General features: G+C 32.2%; 20 protein-coding genes and 1 other RNA gene. 8 read left to right on the forward strand and 13 right to left on the reverse strand.

Annotated features, from left to right (window positions below; genetic code table 11):
• Nucleotide 1: 1 nt before the first annotated feature.
• The 4 genes from RZ74_RS03125 to RZ74_RS03135 all read right to left on the reverse strand — a co-directional run bounded on the left by RZ74_RS03125 (nucleotide 2) and on the right by RZ74_RS03135 (nucleotide 2,632).
• Nucleotides 2-1,135, reverse strand: a complete 1,134-nt coding sequence (locus RZ74_RS03125) for a THUMP domain-containing class I SAM-dependent RNA methyltransferase (RefSeq protein ID WP_053950001.1) — start codon at nucleotides 1,133-1,135, stop codon at nucleotides 2-4.
• 85 nt (nucleotides 1,136-1,220) lie between these two features.
• Nucleotides 1,221-1,593: RNase P RNA component class B (gene rnpB / locus RZ74_RS06865), an RNA gene on the reverse strand.
• Nucleotides 1,594-1,612: 19 nt separating this feature from the next.
• The gene (gene gpsB, locus RZ74_RS03130) at nucleotides 1,613-1,996 is read right to left on the reverse strand and encodes a cell division regulator GpsB (RefSeq protein WP_053950002.1); all 384 of its coding nucleotides are present in this window, start codon (nucleotides 1,994-1,996) and stop codon (nucleotides 1,613-1,615) included.
• Between the two features lie 69 nt (nucleotides 1,997-2,065).
• On the reverse strand, nucleotides 2,066-2,632 hold the full coding sequence (locus tag RZ74_RS03135; RefSeq protein WP_053950003.1) for an SLOG family protein: 567 nt from the start codon (nucleotides 2,630-2,632) through the stop codon (nucleotides 2,066-2,068).
• Nucleotides 2,633-2,734: 102 nt separating this feature from the next.
• Here RZ74_RS03135 and recU point away from each other — a divergent pair, with 102 nt between their 5' ends.
• Both recU and RZ74_RS03145 read left to right on the forward strand, forming a co-directional pair.
• Nucleotides 2,735-3,340, forward strand: a complete 606-nt coding sequence (gene recU / locus RZ74_RS03140) for a Holliday junction resolvase RecU (protein WP_053950004.1) — start codon at nucleotides 2,735-2,737, stop codon at nucleotides 3,338-3,340.
• Nucleotides 3,341-3,360: 20 nt separating this feature from the next.
• Nucleotides 3,361-5,664 carry a PBP1A family penicillin-binding protein gene (locus RZ74_RS03145; protein ID WP_053950005.1) on the forward strand — a complete coding sequence of 768 codons (2,304 nt, stop codon included), beginning with the start codon at nucleotides 3,361-3,363 and terminating at the stop codon, nucleotides 5,662-5,664.
• 35 nt (nucleotides 5,665-5,699) lie between these two features.
• On the opposite strand, the gene RZ74_RS03150 is transcribed toward RZ74_RS03145, so the two are convergent.
• Genes RZ74_RS03150 through RZ74_RS03160 form a run of 3 tightly spaced genes read right to left on the reverse strand, consistent with a single transcriptional unit; the run spans nucleotide 5,700 to nucleotide 9,655 of the window.
• The gene (locus RZ74_RS03150; protein WP_053950006.1) at nucleotides 5,700-6,416 is read right to left on the reverse strand and encodes a DnaD domain-containing protein; all 717 of its coding nucleotides are present in this window, start codon (nucleotides 6,414-6,416) and stop codon (nucleotides 5,700-5,702) included.
• A 14-nt stretch (nucleotides 6,417-6,430) separates the two neighbouring features.
• Nucleotides 6,431-6,934, reverse strand: coding sequence for a cell wall elongation regulator TseB-like domain-containing protein (locus RZ74_RS03155; RefSeq protein ID WP_053950007.1), 504 nt, complete (start codon nucleotides 6,932-6,934; stop codon nucleotides 6,431-6,433).
• Between the two features lie 12 nt (nucleotides 6,935-6,946).
• Nucleotides 6,947-9,655, reverse strand: coding sequence for an exonuclease domain-containing protein (locus tag RZ74_RS03160; RefSeq protein ID WP_053950008.1), 2,709 nt, complete (start codon nucleotides 9,653-9,655; stop codon nucleotides 6,947-6,949).
• Nucleotides 9,656-9,814: 159 nt separating this feature from the next.
• Between RZ74_RS03160 and mvk the strand changes: the two genes are divergently transcribed.
• The 4 genes from mvk to fni are packed head-to-tail and all read left to right on the forward strand — an operon-like array spanning nucleotide 9,815 to nucleotide 13,857.
• Nucleotides 9,815-10,744, forward strand: coding sequence for a mevalonate kinase (mvk, locus tag RZ74_RS03165; RefSeq protein WP_053950009.1), 930 nt, complete (start codon nucleotides 9,815-9,817; stop codon nucleotides 10,742-10,744).
• A 19-nt stretch (nucleotides 10,745-10,763) separates the two neighbouring features.
• The gene (gene mvaD, locus RZ74_RS03170; RefSeq protein WP_053950010.1) at nucleotides 10,764-11,738 is read left to right on the forward strand and encodes a diphosphomevalonate decarboxylase; all 975 of its coding nucleotides are present in this window, start codon (nucleotides 10,764-10,766) and stop codon (nucleotides 11,736-11,738) included.
• 14 nt (nucleotides 11,739-11,752) lie between these two features.
• The gene (locus RZ74_RS03175; protein ID WP_053950649.1) at nucleotides 11,753-12,811 is read left to right on the forward strand and encodes a phosphomevalonate kinase; all 1,059 of its coding nucleotides are present in this window, start codon (nucleotides 11,753-11,755) and stop codon (nucleotides 12,809-12,811) included.
• Between the two features lie 2 nt (nucleotides 12,812-12,813).
• Nucleotides 12,814-13,857, forward strand: coding sequence for a type 2 isopentenyl-diphosphate Delta-isomerase (gene fni / locus RZ74_RS03180; protein ID WP_053950011.1), 1,044 nt, complete (start codon nucleotides 12,814-12,816; stop codon nucleotides 13,855-13,857).
• 118 nt (nucleotides 13,858-13,975) lie between these two features.
• Here the strand turns inward: fni and RZ74_RS03185 are convergent, their stop codons facing one another.
• Entirely contained in the window at nucleotides 13,976-15,316 is a 1,341-nt protein-coding gene (locus tag RZ74_RS03185; RefSeq protein WP_053950012.1) for an RsmF rRNA methyltransferase first C-terminal domain-containing protein, read from the reverse strand.
• Nucleotides 15,317-15,403: 87 nt separating this feature from the next.
• On the opposite strand from RZ74_RS03185, the gene RZ74_RS03190 reads away from it, so the two are divergent.
• Entirely contained in the window at nucleotides 15,404-16,210 is an 807-nt protein-coding gene (locus RZ74_RS03190; protein ID WP_053950013.1) for a Cof-type HAD-IIB family hydrolase, read from the forward strand.
• Between the two features lie 28 nt (nucleotides 16,211-16,238).
• On the opposite strand, the gene glpK is transcribed toward RZ74_RS03190, so the two are convergent.
• Together glpK and RZ74_RS03200 are read right to left on the reverse strand one after the other, a co-directional pair.
• Nucleotides 16,239-17,744, reverse strand: a complete 1,506-nt coding sequence (gene glpK, locus RZ74_RS03195) for a glycerol kinase GlpK (RefSeq protein WP_053950014.1) — start codon at nucleotides 17,742-17,744, stop codon at nucleotides 16,239-16,241.
• A gap of 18 nt (nucleotides 17,745-17,762) precedes the next feature.
• Nucleotides 17,763-17,951, reverse strand: coding sequence for a 2-hydroxymuconate tautomerase (locus RZ74_RS03200; protein WP_053950015.1), 189 nt, complete (start codon nucleotides 17,949-17,951; stop codon nucleotides 17,763-17,765).
• A gap of 118 nt (nucleotides 17,952-18,069) precedes the next feature.
• Here RZ74_RS03200 and RZ74_RS03205 point away from each other — a divergent pair, with 118 nt between their 5' ends.
• The gene (locus RZ74_RS03205) at nucleotides 18,070-19,500 is read left to right on the forward strand and encodes a C69 family dipeptidase (RefSeq protein WP_053950016.1); all 1,431 of its coding nucleotides are present in this window, start codon (nucleotides 18,070-18,072) and stop codon (nucleotides 19,498-19,500) included.
• A 95-nt stretch (nucleotides 19,501-19,595) separates the two neighbouring features.
• Here RZ74_RS03205 and rplS read toward each other — a convergent pair whose 3' ends face one another.
• The 3 genes from rplS to rimM form a co-directional block, all read right to left on the reverse strand.
• A complete protein-coding gene (gene rplS / locus RZ74_RS03210; protein ID WP_053950017.1) occupies nucleotides 19,596-19,952 on the reverse strand; it encodes a 50S ribosomal protein L19 in 357 nt (118 codons plus the stop codon).
• A 124-nt stretch (nucleotides 19,953-20,076) separates the two neighbouring features.
• On the reverse strand, nucleotides 20,077-20,823 hold the full coding sequence (gene trmD / locus RZ74_RS03215; RefSeq protein ID WP_053950018.1) for a tRNA (guanosine(37)-N1)-methyltransferase TrmD: 747 nt from the start codon (nucleotides 20,821-20,823) through the stop codon (nucleotides 20,077-20,079).
• Entirely contained in the window at nucleotides 20,813-21,337 is a 525-nt protein-coding gene (gene rimM / locus RZ74_RS03220; RefSeq protein ID WP_053950019.1) for a ribosome maturation factor RimM, read from the reverse strand. The genes trmD and rimM overlap by 11 nt, the downstream gene beginning before the upstream one ends.
• Nucleotides 21,338-21,375: the final 38 nt, after the last annotated feature.

The raw sequence follows: 21,375 nt of genomic DNA on the forward strand, positions 1-21,375 counted from the left end.
TTTATTTTCTTATCTTTTTACCCCAAAATTGGAAGTAATCGGTTCTCAAGTTACCGTTAAATAATTTTCTAGTTTTTGTTGCTGGTTGGCCATAAAATTTTTCGAATTCTAAATCTGAAGTTAAGAAATATTTAGACCAACTAGTCATAGGTTTAAATATTCTACCTAACCCTTTATATAACTTTCTAACTTCTTGTTTATCACTTAAACGTTCACCATATGGTGGATTAGAAACTACAACACCGTTAATTTTATCAGTCTTGAAATCTAAAACGGATAATTGTTTGAATTGAATGTCATGTAAAAGACCTACTTCCTGAGCATTTACCTTCGCTATCTCAATCATATTTCCATCTACATCAGATGCCATGATATCAATTTCTTTATCATAATCAGCTTGCTCATCAGCTTTATTACGAACATCTTCAATCATCTTCTTATCCATCCATTCCCATTTTTCGCATGAGAACTCTCTATTGAATCCAGGTGCAATATTTCTAGCAATCATAGCAGCTTCAATTGGAATAGTTCCAGAACCACACATTGGATCTAAAAATGGCATATCAGGATACCAACTAGTTAAAAGAATTAGTGCTGCTGCCATGTTTTCTTTAATTGGAGCCGGTCCTTTAGCGACACGATATCCACGTTTGAATAAACTTTCACCGGTTGTATCTAGAGTAACGATAACATGGTCTTTATTAATTCTTGTTTCTAGTTTATATAATTCTCCAGTTTCAGGTAATCTAGTACGACGATGGTAAGTTTCATTTAGTTTATTTACAACAGCTTTTTTAGCAATAGCTTGCACGTCAGGAACACTGTGTAATATAGAATTATGAGATCTTCCATTCATTGGGAAATTAGCATCCATTGGAAGTAATTCGTCCCATGGCAATGCTTTTACATTTTGAAATAGATCTTCAAAAGTTTTTGCATCAAATTCTCCAACGATTATTTCAATTCTATCAGCGGTTCTTAACCATAAATTTGTGTTGATTATATCTTCAGCGGTTCCTTCGAATCTAACACGTCCATTTTCTACTTGAACTTCATATCCTAAATTACGTAGTTCTTTACCTACAAGTGCTTCAATTCCGGCGGCACAAGTGGCCATTAATTTAAATTTATTCATTTAATTCTTCCTTTTCACGAATCAAAAATATTTCAATAAAAAAAGGGAGGAAGAAAACTTCCACCCTTTCCTGATTGGTGTACATTCCTGTAAGCCATGTTTTGTGCTTTATATTTAAGTCAGGCCTTAAAATATAAAGTAGTAATCATCTATCTGAGAATTAAATTCTCCCCCACACTTAGTTCAATTTCCGTGTGTGAAGCTCCCCTACCAAAGTTTGGGTTTCCCGCTCGTGGGGTTTACCGCGTTCCACCAATACCGTTTCCAATATTGTATCGTCTCTGTGGCACTTTCAGGAGTACTGAAGCATAGTAAAACCTTAGCTATTTTCTCCGCCGTTACTACAAAGTAGTCCCCCGGCTTATTTTTTCACCGAGCACGAACACTACAAGCATCGCAGCCTGTGCGAGAGTGGACTTTCCTCAGCCAACAAAAGTTGACCGCGATTACTCAGAATGTACACCAGTTGTTAATTAATTAAAATCTATCAATGCTACTTGGTCCTTCAGTTGAACCAAATACACGTTGTTCAAGATTTGAAACACGTTTTAATAATTCATTTTCAATACGTGTTCTTCCTAATGTATCTTGACTTGATGGTGTTGAATTTGAATCATCAAAGTATCCTGATGGAGCAACTCTTGGTTCATTGAATGAGCCACCAGATTGTTTTAATCTTTGGATTTCCATCTTTAGTTGATCGTTTTCATTTTTTAGATTAGTTAATTCGCTATCAAAAGCTTGGTAATCTTTAATAATTCCGTCCAAAAAAGTATCAACTTCGTTTGGATCGTACCCTCTCATCTTTTGAGTAAATGCTCTTTCTAAGATGTCTTTAGGGGTAAATTGAATGTTGTTCATTATTCACACCTCATATTCATAAATAATCTCAAACAAATATAATTCTACCAGAATTTCAAATATTTTCAATTAATCATCTGAATTATTTAAATTATTTTGGTATTCATTTGCCGCTTCTTGTAATTCATCAAAATCAACTAAACGATATTCATAATCATTTTGTTCTGAAAATCTTTTAATCTGCTCATAATCATATTGTGTTTTACCTGGATTGTCAACATCATAGATTAGTATTGCCTTGTCTGTATGGGTAAGCATAAATTCTTGATAAGCGCGCAATTGCATCGGTGACTTGTAAGGATCATTTGAAACGCTCGCTGAAAAATCAACATTACTTAATATTGTTGATAGTCTGGCTTGATTTTGTTCATTCCATTGATTACCAAACTCCTTAAAAGGAAGCATTACTGATAATTGAAACTCTCCAGGAAGTTCTTCTTTTAATTCATTGGCAACTTCTGCTGTCCATTGCTCTACTCCCATTTGTCCTCCGGTAATGATCCAATCCGCTCCATCAATAACTTCTTGTTTTATATTATTTTCAATCACACTTTTAATAACTAATTCCTTAGGATCTTTATTCCCAAATACGCCAAGTTCGTAGCTTCTATATCCAGTTATCCATACACGAGACATAAGATGCCCTCCCTTCTAATTACTATCTTTTTATCACTAATGGTATAATATCATTAATATTTATGATGTTAATAATGTATTGTTTGCTGAAAGGTGGTTGCAATGGTAATTAAATATCCAAATGGAAAATCCTTTAATGCTAACAGTAATAATAATGTTCCAAAGAATAAATACGTAAAACCTACCTCATATGGTGGACGTGGGATGACTTTGGAAGAAGAATTAAATAGAAGCAATGAATTCTATTTAGCAAAAAACGTTGCTGTTATACATAAAAAACCAACTCCAGTTCAAATTGTCAAAGTTGACTATCCAAAACGAAGTGCTGCTACAATCAAAGAAGCATATTTCAGAAGAGCTTCGACAACGGATTATAATGGAGTCTACAAAGGTAAGTATATTGATTTTGATGCCAAAGAAACCAAAAATAAAACATCATTTCCATTAGCTAATTTTCATGAACATCAAATTAATCACATGAAAAAATGCGTCGAAAATGGTGGTATCTGTTTTGCAATTATAAAATTTATATCAAGTGATGAAGTATATCTATTTAAGGCTTCTGACCTATTTACTTACTGGGATAATCAATTTAATGGTGGTAAAAAGTCAATAAAAAAGGATATAATTGAGGAACTTGGTTATAAAATTAATTATTCAATTAACCCTACAATTCCTTATTTAAGTGTTGTAGATGAATTAATCTAAACCGTAAAGGAGAATATTACATGTCTCAGAACAACCCAAACCTCGGAAGTAGAGTACAAAGAAATCAAAAGAAATATAAATCTTCCAAACGTGCTAGCTGGATTAAGAAAGTTATCGTTGGTGGACTTGGTTTTATATCTCTATTAATTGTATTAGGTAGTATCGTTTTCGTTTTCTATGCGTCAACTGCTCCTGATATTTCCTATCAATCACTTTCCAGTGATAATTCAACAAAAATCTATGATAATAAAGGCCATGTTATTTCAAGACTTGGTGTTCAAGATAGAGATTATATAAAATCTAATAAAATCCCATCTGAATTAAAAAACGCGATTGTTTCTATTGAAGATCGACGTTTCTATAAACATCATGGGGTCGACCCTATCAGAATTTTAGGTGCTTCCTTATCAAACATTACGTCTGGAAGCTTAAATCTACAAGGTGGTTCAACATTAACTCAACAATTAGTTAAGTTATCTGTCTTTTCAACGGCAGCTTCAGATAGAACATTTAAGCGTAAGGCTCAAGAAGCATGGTTAGCTTTAAAAGTTGAAAAAACATATTCAAAACAACAAATCCTTGAATTCTATATTAATAAGGTTTACATGGGTAACAATGTTTATGGTATGGAAACAGCTTCTGAATATTACTTTGGAAAATCATTAAGTAAATTAACACTTGCCCAAACTGCTTTACTAGCAGGAATGCCACAATCACCAAGTTACTATAATCCATATATTTATCCAAAATATGCTCAACAAAGAAGAGACGAAGTTCTAAATGCGATGGCATCATATGGTGCAATTACACAAAGCCAAGCCAACGCTGCTAAGAAAACTAGTGTAAAAACAGGATTAGTAAGCAGTCATAAAAGCAGTAGCTTCAGTTCTGTTAATGAAAAATACATTGATGCTTATCTAAAACAAGTAATCCAAGAACTAAAAGCTGAAGGATACAATACTCAATCAGGATTAAAAGTTTATACTAACCTTGATTTATCAGCTCAAAAGAAACTATACGATTTAGCAAATAACGATGCTGCTGTTGGATTCCCTAATAGCACAATGCAAATTGGTGCTACCCTAGTAAATCCTAAAACTGGTGCCGTTAACGCTATGATTGGAAGTAGAAAGAGTGATATTCAATTTGGTTTGAATAGAGCCGTACAAACTGATCGTTCTAGTGGTTCAACTGCTAAGCCTTTAATGGATTACGGTCCAGCTATTGAGTATCTAAACTACCCTACTTATCAATTAGTTCATGACACTCCATATACCTATGGAGGAACAAGTATCTCTCTAAAAGATTTTGATAATAAGTATCAAGGTACAATTTCAATGCATAAAGCACTAGTTGAATCTAGAAATATTCCCGCTATTAGAACTCTTGAAAATGTTGGTGTCAGCAAAGCAACTAGTTTCTTAAACTCATTAGGAATGACATTTAGTAGTGACCTATCACTTCAAAATGGTATTGGTTTATATATTTCTACTGAACAAGAAGCAGCTGCATACTCTGCATTCGCTAATAATGGTGTTTACCACAAACCTTACCTAATCAGTCGTGTTGTTACTCCAGATAAAGTTTCTCATGACTTTACATCCGAAGGTACTCAAGTTATGAGTCCTGCAACAGCATTTATGATGACATCAATGCTAAAAGGTGTCATGAACTCAGCTAACGGTTCAGGAACAGCAGCATATATTCCTGGTTTATATCAAGCTGGTAAGACTGGTACTACTCAATACCCTGACAACACTTACAATGGTGTTCTCCCTGCTTATGCAGCAATGGATTCATGGTTCACTGGGTACACCCAAAATTATGCCCTATCGGTTTGGACTGGTTATGATAAACCATATGAAACAGGAAATTACATTTCCGCCGCACAAACTAATATTGCACAATTGATTTACAAATATGAAATGCAATACATTTCTCAAGGAAAGTCTAATACTGATTGGACAAAACCTAGTGGTGTTACAGCAGTTAAATCTGGTGGACAAACTGAATACTACAAGAATGGGTATTCCGCAATTCAACCTGATAAAACCACAGGTTATAAAGGTGCTAGTTTATCAACTGTCTTAGATAGTACAAAGAAAGCTACAAAAGATTCCAAGACTAACAAAGACAATGAAGATGATGATAAGGATTCACAAAAAGATAAGAACAACGCAACTCAAAGTTCAGGATCCGGTTCAGGATCTGGTTCTAATAACAATGAATCCAATCAACAAACTTCTCAAACTAACAACAATAATAACCAAACTACAAACACTCAAAACAATAGTAATCAAAGTAGTAGTCAACAAAATCATTAATAAAAAGAGCCTAGAATTTAATTCTAGGCTCTTTTTTATTTATCTATTTTAAAGATTGGTATTTCTGGTTTATCGTTATTATTAGTAGAAACGCTATTGTTTTTATTTCTTCTAATTTCACGCTCATGTCTATTTTTTTCAACGTCAGCAGGAGTTTTAATATTAGCTTTCTCCCAATTAACTAGTATTCTATCAATATACTTTAAGCTATAAACTTGATTCAATACTGATTCGCGGAGAGCTAACTGAATCATTTTTGTATCGTAATGATCATCATTAATCCATTGGTTAATCGTTTCTATTTCAATTGGAGAAAGTGGACGACCAAATTCTGATTCAATTTTATTAAAGGTTTCTTTTCTATCTGATTCTTTTGTTTCGACATTAACATCTTTATTATCGAAATGTTCATCCTCAATATTTTGATTTAATTCTGATAATTTATCGTACATTAAAGAGAAGTCATATATATCGAATGACTGGCCTCTTTTATCAGTTAATGTCTTTATCTTCATTAATTTATTTTGAATTAATTCGTGAAGTATTTGATAAATTTTTGCACTAGACATTCCAGTTGAATCAGTTAATTCATTAATATCTGGGAAATAACTGCCCATATCAATGCTTCTCTTAATTTGTAGGTACAATACTAATTGATCACTATTCATACCTAGTTTGGGATAGTTTTTTAAAAGTATATTGGAAATGGTTGTGTTACCAGATTGCAAAAGTGACTTAGCAAATTTATCCATAAAAAACACCCCTTCTATACATTATCTATAAATCTTATTATTTTACCTGTTTTAAAATCAACAACGGAATAAGTTAACCCATTTTTGTTGTTAAAGTAACTAACCGCCCATGCTGGTTTACCATTAAACATTGTTGGAGCAACACTTATCAGTTTACCAATTGATTGCTTCTCATTTGTGATATTTTTAGCCTTATCAGAAGAAATTCCGTCAGAAGTCTTAACAATGTTAATGTTACCTGTTTTCTTTTCAATTATGGCTAAAACGTTTTGCTTCTCTTTATTAGTTCCTTGAATGGTGTAATATGTTCTATTTAAATCAGACATGTAGAATCTATCTACTTTTGTTATTCCGGCCTTTTTTTCGGCCAAATCAGTTGCTTGACTTTTAGCTGTAGAAATTGGCAATCTTGCCCACAATAATAGACCAATCATCATTATGATTAAAAGAATAATGATTGCAATTAACCATTTAATAAGTCTAAAATAATTAAATTTTTTTGATAAAGAATAATCCATTGTATCACCTCACTAATTCTTCTTAAATTTTTCAATAATTTTTCTTTTTTCTAAATATTCTGGTTTTATATGATTAGGCAATAAATCAATTAAATTATTACCATAAGGTCCATCAATGACTTCTTTATCCCTGAAATAGATGAGTGCCTTACGATTGGATGTCTTTATTACATCCTTAATTGCATCTTTAATACTTAATATGCTTAAAGGAATTGATAATCCATCGTTTGGATTACCATGCTGACTATTAATCAAATCATATTGAGCTTGTAGATATACATCATCAAATTCATTTAGTGGGAATGAATCTATAACTAAGTTATCAATTTTCTTTCCCTTTTGGCAAATTAAATCCATTAATTCATTATTACCAATGATTATATTTTTAGAATCATTGACGATTTTCTTAACTATCTTATCATTATTACCAATAAAATCTTGAATTAAAATCACATTTTCGTCATATACATCTGTATCACGTAAAGATTTTAGAATGTCTTTTGACCTTTTTTTAGAGTTTGTAAGAATAAACGAATTACCATTATTATATTTCATTAACTTATTAACTTTCATTGGAATTTGTAAAGATTCATCCAAAATCAAATTAACCGAATCACTTAGATCTAATTCGTCTTCAAACTTAATCATTCTAGTATTGCTACGGTTCAATTCTAGTTCATCATAGAAATATTGTGATCTCTTTGATGAATATATGGAACTATCCATAAAAACAATATTTTTAAACTTTTGATACAAACCATTAGATAAGATATTCGTATTTCTAATGAATCCACCAATAAATCTTCCATTATTGATATCTTTGTCGTCATTAGTTACAAAGGCAAAAGTTCTTTCTTGGTTATAAGACATAAGCTTAAATAACCTATAAACATTGTTTTCAATAAATTTACTAAATTCATTGATTTGATCAAAAAAAGCATAAAGAATTGCTTTATCTTGTCCAGTAAAATGATTAATCGATCTTTTTAAATCATCAGCAATATCTAAAATAATTTGGTTGTTTCTAGAAATTAAATTAAATAAACTCTTTTTACTTTTTATAAATTCTTCTAATTTTTCTGTATCTGGTTTCAATATAAAACCATCAACGATTTTCTCTAGCTTAGATTTAGAATAAAAATAGTACAAGAACTCATCTTGAAGTTCTTCGATTTGCGTACAGTTTTTAGTAAATAGATTTTCTATTTTTTTAATTAAGCTATAGTGCTTCTTTGATTTAGTAAAAATATCGTACACATTTCTATTATGACTTTGATATAACAAGTTAGTAAGATGATTAGAAATAATTTTATTATCACTAAATTTAAAATCGACGCGATATTCATCTAATGCATGTTTATTTAACTTTCTGGCATCCTTAATAACTAAATATGGATTATCTTCAGATAAATCACTATAGTTGCTTAATAAATATTCATGAGAAACTAAAACAACGTTTGCGTTTTTAAAATCATTAGATAATTTCTTTATATAGTATCCATGATTTTGCTCATCACTAACAACGTTCAAGAAATAATTTTGATTGTTATCTTTATCTAGTTTTAATTCCCTAATATCACCAGTTTTAGTGAACGTTAGCCAAATTAAAATCTTACACTTCAAAAATTGTGTGTTTTTAGAATTACTTTTAACTTTTAGACTATCAGAAAATTTGTCGATGTCGATGTAGTCTGAAACAGATCTAACAATCAAACTTCTAACGTCATTTGGAATTATTTTATTTAATTTATTAACTTGTTGGACGATTGATGAGTTAGAAAGAAACTCTTTATCAGCAGCTACTACAATTTTTTGGTTATTCGTTAGTAAGTAACTTAATGGAAATAAATAACTAAAGTCATAATTAAAATCACCACTAGTTTCAATAATTGTATTAGTACTGTCATTTTGTGAATGATAATTACCATAAATTGAATTCATTAGTTTGTTTTCTGTTTCATTGAATTCAACAATTCCCTTAAACATTTTTTCTTTTTTTCGCTTGTTATTAGGATACTTTAGTTCTTCAAATGAAGAAGAAGATTTGTATTTAATTTTTCTTATTTTCAAATCCTTGATATTAATCATTTTAGGATTATCTTCATTCTTCTTGTTACTGTATACATATTTAAATAAATCCAAAGTATTCATTGGTAACGAAGGATTTATATCTAAGATTTGTTTGATTGTCTTTTTGGGTAAATTATCTAATTGGTGTAATAAAATAATTAATATTTTAGCAGTTGCTAGAGCATCACTACTTGATGAGTGTGGATGTTCATGGACAATATTAAGACTTTTACTTAAATCTGTTAATTTATAACTTGGTTCTGTAGGTAATAACAATTGACTTAAGGTTACTGTATCGATTGCTTTATTATGTAGTTCTTTATGGTTTACTCTTTGAAATTCTAAATTTAAAAATGGAAAATCAAAATTGACGTTATGCGCAACAAAAATTGTACCTTCTAGTAGCTCATATATTTTATTAGCTACTTCCGCAAATGTTGGTGCGTTAACGACTGTTTGATTTGATATTCCTGTTAGTTTTGTAATTTCAGTTGGAATGTTAATTTCTGGATTAATAAACGAATTGAATGATCCAATTATTTTAGCATTTTGAATGAACGTACAACTAAATTGAATAATTCGATTTGTATCGTTAGATTGACTACTACCGGTAGTTTCAATATCCACCACTGAAAAAATGGTTTTACTCATAATTAGTTCACCAATCTTTCAAAAAATACTTAACTTAATGATACTACATTTCATACCGTTATATCTATTAATTTAAAACCATAATCTACTAAATTTAAGTTATTTTTATTCTGTCACTTTTATGATAATATTAAAATCAAGAGAAAGTGAGCGATAACATTGACAAATCAAGCAATCGGACATAGTCACGCTAAAATAATTTTAATGGGTGAACACAGTGTTGTATATGGTCAACCTGCAATTGCCCTTCCTATACCCAAAATAGACTTAAACGTTAAAATTGTTGAAAAAAATAGCGGTATATTCGTAAATAGCAAATATTACGTTGGCGATATAAATAATATTCCTAATGATTTATTAGGAATCAAAAATTTAATCAATGATACTTTGCATAAGTTAAATAAAGAAGCTTCTTGTTTTGAAATGACAATTGAAAGTTCCATTCCATCAGAAAGAGGAATGGGTTCTTCAGCTGCGACATCAGTAGCGATTGTTAAATCCTTATATAATTATTTCAATAAACCTTTAGATAAGGACACATTACTAGAATTAAGCAATATTGAAGAAACTATCACTCATGGTAATCCATCCGGATTAGATACTGCTACTGCTGGATCAGACAATCCAGTTTGGTTTATTCGTAATCGTGTCTTAAATGAAATTGATTTCAATCTAAACGCTGTCCTAGTTATAGCAGATTCAGGAATCAAAGGAAGAACAGATATTGCTATAAACTATGTTAAGCAACAATTAACACATAAGAATAAAGAAACAATGGGATCTATTAAACATATCGGTGAGCTAGTTACAAAAGCTAAGCACGATATTGAGAATGATAATCCATGCGAACTAGGACTTTTAATGTCTGAAAATCAAAAAGAACTAAAAAATCTAAAAGTAAGCAATGATAAAATAGATGAATTAGTTGAAATCGCCAATCGTAATGGCTCTTTAGGAACAAAATTAACCGGTAGCGGATTAGGTGGTTGTATCATTGCACTAGCTAAAGATATGAATGATGCTAAAACAATTGAAAATGCCCTATTAAAAGCTGGAGCATTGGAAACATGGATTCAACCTTTTAATTAAAATCATTATGGAGGATAAGATGGAAAATATAGGACAAAAATACACAGCTAGAGCACATACCAATATTGCGTTAGTTAAATATTGGGGAAAAGAAAATGAAGAATTAATCATTCCTGCGAATAGTAGTATTTCTTTAACTCTAGATGAATTTTATACAGATACATCAGTAATATTTGACTCTACCCTTCAACAAGATATGATTACAATTAACAGTGAAATAGTTAACGATGAAAAAATCAGCAAATTTTTAGACATTATTAGACATAAGTCTGGAATTAACTTATTCGCAAAAGTCGAATCAATAAACCATGTGCCAAATTCAGCTGGGTTAGCTTCATCTGCTTCGGCTTATGCCGCTCTCGCAACAGCGGGAAGCAAAGCTGCAGGATTAGACCTGTCAGATAAAGAACTATCAATGTTAGCAAGACGTGGGTCGGGTTCAGCAACAAGGTCTATTTTTGGAGGATTTGCTGCCTGGAATAAAGGTACTGATGACCAAACTTCATATGGATATAGCATTGAAGATCCGGTAAAAATGGACATAAACATGATTGCTATCGTTCTAAATAATAGTCCCAAAAAGATAAGTAGTAGATTAGGCATGAAGATTTCTTATGAAACCTCCCCTTTTTACGATAGTTGGATAAAACAAACTAATGAAGATTTTGAAACAATTCAAAATGCCATTACAAACGGAGATTTCTCAACATTAGGACAAACTGCTGAACTTAACGCCATGAGAATGCATTCTTTAACTTTAAGTGCTAATCCTTCATACTTATATTTAAATAAAGATAGCTTACTTGTTATCGAAATGGTAAAAGGGCTTAGAGATAAAGGCATCGAATGTTACTACACTATGGATGCGGGGCCTAACGTTAAAATAATTTGTCAAAAGAAAAATATCAAAGCAATTGTCGATAATTTATCAAATCAATTTTCACAAGACCAAATCAAAGTATCCGGTCCTGGAGAAAAAGTTAAATTAATTTGAAAGGACTAATTTCAATGATTTCAGTAAAAGCACCAGGAAAATTATATATTGCTGGTGAATATGCCGTTGTAGAAAGTGGCACTCCCGCTATTATTGCTGCGGTTGATCAATACATAACTGCAACAATAAAAGAATCAGAAAGTAAATATGGCCAAATCAATTCTGATCAATATGACAATCCAATCAAATGGAATATAGAAAATGATTCACTACATCTATTGGATGATGATGAATCTTTTGCATATGTTATCTCAGCAATGAAGGTTATGAATGATTACATTTCAGAATTGAATATTAATAAAAAATTATTTGATATAGAATTAAATAGTACTTTAAACAGTACTGATGGAAAAAAATATGGCCTTGGATCATCTGCTGCTGTTACTGTTGTTATTGTAAAAGCAATTAATAAATTTTATGATTTAAACTTATCCCCACTACAAATTTTTAAGTTATCTGCAATTGCTCACTTAAAGGTGCAAGGGAACGGATCTCTTGGTGATGTTGCAGCTAGTAGCTTTGGTGGATGGATTTCATATAGCTCTTTTGATAAAGAATGGCTCAAAAACAGTTCTCTATCAATATTAGAAATAATAAATACATCTTGGCCGGATTTATTTATATCTCCACTAACCCCACCTTCTGACTTAAAACTATTAATTGGATGGACAGGAACACCCGCTTCTACTCATAATTTGTTAGATCAGGTGAAAAAAGATTCTAACGCTGGGACATATAATCAATTTATTGAATCCAGCAAAAAATGCATTTTAAAAATGATTGATGGATTTGAAAAGAAAGACATTGAAGTAATAAAACAACAAATAAGAGAAAACCGTAAAATCATTAAATCTCTATCTACCTCAACCGGAGTTGATATAGAAACAAATCAACTTTCTAATCTTTGTGAAATTGTGGAGTCATATAATGGAGCAGGAAAATCATCAGGTGCCGGTGGTGGTGATTGTGGAATCGCAATTATTGAAGAAAATGATTCCATTAAATTGATTGAAAATGAATGGAGAAGAAATAATATTATTCCATTACATTTAAACATTGCTGAAAAGGAGTAAATATGGTTAATAGACAATCACACAGAAAAGATGAACACGTATCTCTAGCAATCAAATTTTATGATCCACAAAGCCATGCGGGGTTCGATCATTTACGATTTATTCATCAAGGAATTCCAGAAATAAATCTAAATGAAGTTAATCTAAACAGTCATATTGATAAAATTAAATTAGACTTACCCTTCTATATTGAGGCAATGACTGGTGGTAGTGAATACACTAAAAAATTAAACCAAAGTCTTGCTAAAATTGCGAAAGAAACCGGTATTGCAATGGCTACTGGTTCTCAAAGTGTTGCTTTAAAGGATTCCAGCTTATCTGACTCGTTTAGTATTGTTAGAGAAACGAATCCAAATGGAATCATTTTTTCTAATATTGGTGCTTCAGTTGACTTAAAAAACGCTAAGAAAGCAATCGATATGATGGATTCTAATGCATTGGAAATTCATATCAATACTCCTCAAGAAATCATCATGCCAGAAGGAGATCGTGAGTTTAACTGGATTGATAATATTAAAGACATTAATCAAAATTTAGAAGTTCCTGTAATCGTTAAGGAAGTTGGTTTTGGTATGAGTTACGAAACAATCCAACAATTGATTAACAACGGGATTAAGAATATAAATATTAGTGGCAAAGGTGGTACTAATTTTAGTAAAATTGAAAATTACCGTCGTAAAGAACAAGAACTAACTTACCTTTCTGACTGGGGTCAAACTACTGTTGAATCACTTCTAGAAGTTAAAAAAGCTAAAGTTTCTAACGATGTAACAATAATTGCTTCAGGTGGTATTAGAACACCTCTAGATGCTGCAAAGGCAATCGCTCTAGGAGCAGATGCAATCGGTATGGCCGCCCCTATCTTATATTCACTAATCAAAAATGGCGAAGACGAAACCATCAAGTTTATTAACGATTTTAAAGACGGACTAATAAATATTATGACAATGCTAGGATGCAATAATATTGAAGATTTAAAGCAGGTCAAAATGCTTGTAGATCCGCAACTTCAAAATTATATTAACCAACGAAACATTCCCTATTAATTAGCAAGCGGTTTTTGCTTGCTTTTTCTTTTTTATTTTTTAAGTTAAAGTAACTTTTTACTTGTAACCAATAAATAAAAAAGAGAAGTACTTATTGCACTCCTCTTAACATCTTTATTTAAATATTAAATCTTAAACCTTTAGGGAAGAAATTCTTTACCGTTCCATTAACAACTTTTCCAAATGCTACTGGTTGTTTTTTATAAATTAGTTGGTACCATCCCTTGCTTAAACTTTGATCACAACTAATCGTATCGCCATGGACATATTGTTTCCAATCATCTTCCGTTATCTCTAATCGATTAACTACTTCATCTGAATGTAATGCCAAAGCAAGTGCATAGCTAGGTTCAAAACGTTTCTTTTTAATAGTTCCTAGATGCAATCCTGGTCTCATTACCTTTAATCCCTTTAGGTCAGGTAAAGTATTATCAAAACTATATAATTGGTCTCCAAACAGGATTAAATGTTTGGGATCAAAATTAACTAGATTAGTCTGTTTGAATTCATCCCATAACTTCTTATCATCTTGAGTTAAGTTTCCTTGTAATCGGTGTTTGATCTTTTTAGCACTACCATTGTCATTACTGGATAGCTTAGAAATAAAGTGGCCTTCTCCTTTAAAATGATTAGGGAATAATCTAACTGTATTAGTTAAATCTTGATTGCCATTTGCCCAATCAGGCTTTCCATCAACCATCCCTTCATATTTGCGGATTGGTTCAATTGTGAAGTCAAATTCATCATGCATCCATTCAACAATTTGTTCATCTTCTTCTGGAGCAAAGGTACAAGTTGAATAAATGATTTTACCGCCTGGTTTAAGCATCTTAACTGCTTGTTCAATGATTTCTTTTTGTCTAATTGCGCATTCCACTGGATATTCAGCATTCCAATATTTAATAGCATCATTATTCTTTCTAAACATTCCTTCACCAGAACATGGTGCATCAATCAGAATTTTATCAAAGAATCTAGGAAAGTGTTTAGCTAGATTATTAGGGTTTTCGTTTAAAATTAAGGCATTGCGAATTCCAAATCGTTCAACGTTTTCAACTAATACTTTAGCTCGTTTATAATCAATTTCATTAGTGACTAATAAGCCTTGATTTTGCATGTAACTAGCAACGTGGGTGGTCTTTCCACCAGGAGAGGCACATAAATCTAGAACATAATCACCGGGGGTAATATCAGCAACTTCTCCTACATACATTGCACTGGGTTCTTGAGAATAAATGGCACCACTTTGATGTTCGACACTTTTTCCATTAACATCCCCATAATAGCCATATTGGCAATAATCAATTGCGTCTTCGGCATTTTCTGTTACGACATATTCTTTTAATGGATTAACTCGATATCCTGGGTTAGTTTCTTGATCCAAACTCTTAAAAAAGGAGTCTGCATCATCACCCATTAATTTTTGATATTTATTTTTAAAATCTGCTGGTAATTCCACTTGGATACTCCTTTTTACATTGACTTACAATTTTTTATTAGTTAACATATTACTATTATATTTTTTTACGTGAGGTGAAACAACTATATGGATAAGAAACTTATCGCAATTGATTTAGATGGAACTACTTTAAACAATAATTCCGAAGTTTCACAAAAAACTGTTAATACTCTAAATAAGGTAATGGATTTAGGACATGTTGTCAATATTGTAACAGGTCGTCCCCCTCGTTTAGTTACAGATATCTATAACGAAATCGGCTTAGACAATCCGCTAATTAGCTTTAACGGAAGTCTTGGTTATAACCCATTAGCAAAGTGGAATCATGCATACGAATATAACATTGAAAAAGATGTCGTTTTTGATATCTTAAACCATGCTGACGAATTAGGTATTAACTTAATGGCCGTTGAGGGAAAACAACTATTTTTAGCTAATCGTGAAGCTGATGATGAAATTGGATTTTTCCCAACTCATTTAGCTCCTGAAGAATTTATAACAGAAGAAAACTTAACGGAAGATCCTGTCTGTTTAACATTACAAATTAGCCCTGATAAAATGAGTAAATTTGTGGATTACATTAATGATAATTACGGTGATACATTACAAATTTCTCCTTGGGGGGGTCCTGATTCTATTGTAGAATTAGCTGCTAAGGACATTTCTAAAAAGACTGGTTTAGAAGTACTATCTGATTATTATGGCATTAGCCAAGATAACATTATCGCCTTTGGTGATGAATTTAATGATGAAACTATGCTGAAATATGCTGGATTAGGTGTTGCTATGAAAAATGGTCAACCTAAGATTAAAGCATTAGCTGATGACATCACTGAATATGATAATGATCAAAATGGCTTAGCTAGATATCTAGAAAAATATTTTGAAATATAAAAAAGACTTGATATTTTATCAAGTCTTTTTATTTATCTGGATGAAACATCTGTGTACTTTTAACAGCTAATTGCCATCCTTCATAGTACTTATGACGATCTTCTTCGTTCATTTTTGGCTTAAATAGACTTTGATTGGGCTTTAGTTGATTTATCTCTGCTATGTCTTTCCAAAATCCAACTGCTAAACCAGATAAGTATGCTGCTCCTAATGCTGTAGTTTCAGCGATATACGATCTTTCAATTGACGTATTTAATATATCTGCTTGAAATTGCATTAAATAATTGTTTTGTGCAGCCCCACCATCTACTTTTAGATGCTTAAGATCTAACTGTGTTTCTTCTACCATAGTATTAACAACATCCTTAGTCTGAAAAGCTAATGAATCTAATGTTGCTTTTACTAAGTCCTCTTTCGAAGTCCCACGGGTTAACCCAAAAATAGCACCACGGCTATCTTGATCCCAATATGGAGCTCCTAATCCGGTAAAAGCTGGAACTACATAAACATCATGATCACTTGTAGCAGCTAATGCTAAATCTTCAGTTTCTTTAGCGTCATTTATTAGTCGTAGTCCATCTCTTAACCACTGAATGGCAGAGCCTGCGACAAATACACTTCCTTCTAAAGCGTAATTAATTTCACCGTTGATTCCATATGCAATTGTCGTTAATAGACCATTATCAGATATTACTGGCTTATCACCCGTATTCATGACGATAAACGAACCAGTTCCATAGGTATTTTTTATACTTCCTGCTTCTAAACAAAGTTGACCAAATAATGCAGCTTGTTGATCTCCCGCAATCCCTGAAATTGGAATTTGTACTCCGTAAAAGGTATATCCCGCAGTGTATCCATATATTTCAGATGATGATTTTACTTCTGGTAGGATTTCCTTTGGAATGTCTAAAATATTTAGAATTTCTTCGTCCCACTTTAAATCATGAATGTTATAAAGCATTGTTCTACTGGCATTTGAAACATCAGTAGCATGTACATGTCCACCTGTTAGCTTCCATAAAATCCAAGTATCAATCGTTCCAAATAGTAAGTCACCACTGTTAGCTTTATCTCTTGCTCCCGAAACATTATCCAACAACCACTTTATCTTGGTCGCTGAAAAATATGAATCAATAACTAATCCGGTCTTTTGATGGATTAAATTTGTATAACCCGATTCTTTTAATTCATTAGCAATTTTACTTGTCTGTTTCGACTGCCAAACAATAGCATTATGAATTGGTTCACCGGTTACTCGATCCCACATAACTGTAGTTTCACGCTGATTGGTTATTCCGATTCCTCGTACCTTATATGGTGGAATCTTTGATTGAATTAAAGACTCTGATATTACAGTTTGCACCGCGTCCCAAATTTCTTGAGCATCATGCTCAACCCATCCTGAATGAGGAAAATGTTGCGTGATTTCTTTTTGAGCCTTACTAACAACATTGCCTTCATGATTAAAGATCATCGCACGAACACTAGTAGTACCCTCGTCTATCGACATTATATATTGTTCGTTCTTCATAATTATTCCTTAATCTAATTAAGCTTCGTCACTCTTTAATTTTCCAGCAACACTGTAGTTATTCTTCTTCATTTCGTTCAATACGATATGAACATGTTCAGCTGGAGCACCAGTATTTTTAACAATTGCAGCAGTTACATCAGCTACAAGTCCTTTTAGTTGTTCTTCGTTTCTTCCTTCAATTAAATCAATATGTACTAATGGCATAATCATTCTCCTAACTCTGTATTTTAGTCTGATTATACTTTAAATGCCTATATAGTTCAATTTTTAACCTAGTTAATGTACAATAAATTAAATACATAAAAAAAGAGGAAGTGTAATAATGCCTAAGTTTCCAGAATATGATGCTTGTACTAGTATTTTAGTTGGTAAAAAAGCATCTGTAGATGGTTCCACTATGATTGGTAGAAATGAAGATTGTAAAGCCACTTGGCCAAAACATTTTATTGTTCACCCACATAAAGAATATAAAGAAGAACAACAATTTAAAGCCAAAGAAAACGGCTTCTCTTGCACTTTACCTAAAGTTAGATATAAATACACTGCAACTCCTGAATGGACCGATAAAGAAGGTTTATTTGAAGAAGAAGGTATTAATGAAAAAGGTGTTGCAATGAGTGCAACAGAAAGTGCTTATTCTAATAGTTATGTATTAGGATATGATCCTTTACTTGAAGAAGGAATCTCAGAAGCGTCTATTGTTACCGTTGTTTTACCCTATGCTGATTCAGCAAGGGATGCTGTTAATCGTCTTGGTGAAATTGTAAGTACTCATGGTGCTGCTGAAAGTAACGGAATCCTATTCTCAGATGCAGATGAAGTATGGTACTTTGAAATTGGTTCAGGTCATCATTGGGTGGCAATGAGAATTCCTGATGATTCTTATGCCGTTGTTTCAAATCGTTTAGCAATTCAAGAAATTGACTTTAACGATAACGAAAACTTCGCCTGGTCAGAAGATATTCTTACATTTGTTAACGATAACCAGCTAAATAAGTCTAATGACGGTACATTTAACTTCAGAGAAATATTTGGTACTAGAAGTGAATCTGATTTATACTACAACAATCCACGTGTATGGTATGGTCAAAGAATGTTTAATCCAGAAATCACTCAAGATCCAGAAGATTATGACCTGCCTTTCGTTAGAAAGCCATCTAAATTAATATCCGTTCAAGATGCAAAAGACTTCTTAGCATCACATTACGAAGGAACAGAATTTGATCCTGTTGGAAAAGGTCCAATTGAATCACGCAAGAGATACAGACCTATTAGTTTAGCTAAAGCACAAGAATCACATGTTTTACAAATTAGACCCAACTTACCAGTTGAAGTAAGCGGAATTCATTGGTTATCAATGGGTGTGGCTGCACAAAGTGTCTTTGTACCTTTCTTTGCAGGAATCAATGATACACCAAAGGAATATAAAATCGGTGATATGACATATGATCCTAAATCTGCATATTGGATTTTTAAATTAGTGGGTGTTTTACTAGATCCGCACTATAACCATTTTGTTGATGTTGTTGGTGATGTTCAAGAAAGATTAAATATCTCATTCCAACAAAAAATCAATCAAGTTGATCTTAAATCTGCTGATTTAGATCATCACGAATTAAGTGAATACACAACTAAAATTAGTAATGAATGTGCTGAATTAGCGATGAAGAGTTACCAAGACCTTGCTTACGAATTAATTGCATCTTCAACAGACTTCTCAAAATTAAACTATAATACCGATGAAAATCTATAATTAAAAAGAGTGCTTATTAGCACTCTTTTTTTATACAAAAAAACAGGTATGAAATTAAATTCAATACCTGCTTTTGTTTAGATATAAAGTTTATCTTAACGACGACGTGCTTCTTTAATACGAGCAGCCTTACCGTGACGTTCACGTAGGTAGTATAGCTTAGCACGACGAACAGCACCGCGACGAGTTACTTCTAATTTAGCAACACGTGGTGAGTGAAGTGGGAAGATACGTTCAACACCTACACCTGAAGTGATCTTTCTAACAGTGTAAGTAGCTTGAATACCTGAACCGTGACGTTTGATAACAACACCTTCAAATACTTGGATACGTTCGTTGCTACCTTCAACAACCTTAACAGATACTTTAACAGTATCTCCGGCTCTAAATTCTGGAACATCACTCTTAAGTTGTTCCGCGTTAATCTTTGAGATTAATTCGTTTTGACGCATAAAAAATAACATCCTTCCAACTAGCATTCATGTCTTCCAAAGCAACAGCGGAATACCGTTTTATTTAACTATAAAAATAGTCAATTAGAATAATATCATAACCGTTATAGATTGTAAAGGACTATTATTCTTCCTCTATTTTTACTTCCGCTAATAATTTTTTCTGTAAATCAGTTAATTTACTATAATCAATTAAGTCCGGACGACGCTTATAGGTCTTTCTTAATGACTCTTTTTGTCGCCATTCTTCAATTTTTTGATGATTACCACTAGTTAATACATCAGGAACTTTCATACCTCTAAAATCAGCAGGACGTGTATACTGTGGATACTCTAAAAGTCCACTAGAAAAAGAATCTCCTGGTGCTGATTCATCATTTCCTAAAACATTGTCTAATAGTCTAGCAGTGGCATCAATCATTACCATTGCAGGTAATTCTCCACCAGTAAGAACAAAGTCACCTAAAGAATACTCATCAGTAACCAATGACTTAATTCTTTCATCATATCCTTCATAATGACCACAAATAAAAGTCAAATGGTCTTCTTTTGCTAATTGTTCAGCTTCGTTTTGGTCGAACTTTTTTCCAGCAGGATCTAAAAGAATAATTCTTCCCTTTGATAAACCACTTTCTAGTGCTTTATTTTGTGTGGCTTCTAAGGCATCAAAAATTGGTTGTGCTTGTAATAACATACCTGCACCACCACCAAAAGGATAATCATCCACATTTCCATGCTTATTAGTTGAATAGTCTCTAAAGTTGGTTATTTCAATATCTAAAGCACCTTTATCTTTGGCTTTTCCTAAGATTGAATCACCTAATGGCCCCTCAAACATATCAGGAAAAAGACTTAAGACATCAATCTTCATCATCAAGTCCTCCAGGAATTTCAACAGTAATAACACTATCATCTAAATTAACATCTAAGATAACTGAATCAATCTTAGGTAATAATAAATCAGATTTGTTATCACGTTTTACCACCCACACGTCATTAGCCCCTGGTGATAATATTTCCTTAACAGTCCCAATACTATTTCCATCAGTATCAATAACATTTAGACCAATAATTTGGTGATAATAATATTCACCCGGATTTAAATCGTCATTATCAAGCTGATCTTCAGCAATTTTTAGAATTGATGGCTTTAAATATTCAACATCGTTAATAGTTGGCTTACCTTTAAAATGAAGCAAGATAAAGTTTTTATGACTTCTTACACCATCTATTTCAAGTTTTTCACTTTTATCTTCATTTAAAAATGCATAAACCTCATTACCAACTTGAAAACGTTTTTCCGGGAAGTCAGTAATTGACATAACTCTTACTTCACCACGTAGTCCTTGAGTATTTACAATTTTACCAATATTATAAAAATCCATTGCAATTCCCCTTTTTATGTTAAAAAACTCTTAAACAA

The sequence above is a fragment of the Apilactobacillus apinorum genome (assembly GCF_001281175.1).
Lineage (GTDB): Bacteria > Bacillota > Bacilli > Lactobacillales > Lactobacillaceae > Apilactobacillus > Apilactobacillus apinorum.

What these genes read in the sequence shown, in the direction of transcription:
- fni (WP_053950011.1), top strand. Translation starts at nt 12,814, where the DNA reads ATGGTTAATAGACAATCACACAGAAAAGATGAACACGTATCTCTAGCA.
- RZ74_RS03205 (WP_053950016.1), top strand. Translation starts at nt 18,070, where the DNA reads ATGCCTAAGTTTCCAGAATATGATGCTTGTACTAGTATTTTAGTTGGT.
- RZ74_RS03125 (WP_053950001.1), bottom strand. Translation starts at nt 1,135, where the DNA reads ATGAATAAATTTAAATTAATGGCCACTTGTGCCGCCGGAATTGAAGCA.
- mvaD (WP_053950010.1), top strand. Translation starts at nt 10,764, where the DNA reads ATGGAAAATATAGGACAAAAATACACAGCTAGAGCACATACCAATATT.
- RZ74_RS03150 (WP_053950006.1), bottom strand. Translation starts at nt 6,416, where the DNA reads ATGGATAAATTTGCTAAGTCACTTTTGCAATCTGGTAACACAACCATT.
- RZ74_RS03135 (WP_053950003.1), bottom strand. Translation starts at nt 2,632, where the DNA reads ATGTCTCGTGTATGGATAACTGGATATAGAAGCTACGAACTTGGCGTA.
- RZ74_RS03155 (WP_053950007.1), bottom strand. Translation starts at nt 6,934, where the DNA reads ATGGATTATTCTTTATCAAAAAAATTTAATTATTTTAGACTTATTAAA.
- RZ74_RS03175 (WP_053950649.1), top strand. Translation starts at nt 11,753, where the DNA reads ATGATTTCAGTAAAAGCACCAGGAAAATTATATATTGCTGGTGAATAT.
- RZ74_RS03190 (WP_053950013.1), top strand. Translation starts at nt 15,404, where the DNA reads ATGGATAAGAAACTTATCGCAATTGATTTAGATGGAACTACTTTAAAC.
- gpsB (WP_053950002.1), bottom strand. Translation starts at nt 1,996, where the DNA reads ATGAACAACATTCAATTTACCCCTAAAGACATCTTAGAAAGAGCATTT.
- recU (WP_053950004.1), top strand. Translation starts at nt 2,735, where the DNA reads ATGGTAATTAAATATCCAAATGGAAAATCCTTTAATGCTAACAGTAAT.
- trmD (WP_053950018.1), bottom strand. Translation starts at nt 20,823, where the DNA reads ATGAAGATTGATGTCTTAAGTCTTTTTCCTGATATGTTTGAGGGGCCA.
- RZ74_RS03200 (WP_053950015.1), bottom strand. Translation starts at nt 17,951, where the DNA reads ATGCCATTAGTACATATTGATTTAATTGAAGGAAGAAACGAAGAACAA.
- glpK (WP_053950014.1), bottom strand. Translation starts at nt 17,744, where the DNA reads ATGAAGAACGAACAATATATAATGTCGATAGACGAGGGTACTACTAGT.
- rplS (WP_053950017.1), bottom strand. Translation starts at nt 19,952, where the DNA reads ATGCGTCAAAACGAATTAATCTCAAAGATTAACGCGGAACAACTTAAG.
- RZ74_RS03145 (WP_053950005.1), top strand. Translation starts at nt 3,361, where the DNA reads ATGTCTCAGAACAACCCAAACCTCGGAAGTAGAGTACAAAGAAATCAA.
- RZ74_RS03160 (WP_053950008.1), bottom strand. Translation starts at nt 9,655, where the DNA reads ATGAGTAAAACCATTTTTTCAGTGGTGGATATTGAAACTACCGGTAGT.
- rimM (WP_053950019.1), bottom strand. Translation starts at nt 21,337, where the DNA reads ATGGATTTTTATAATATTGGTAAAATTGTAAATACTCAAGGACTACGT.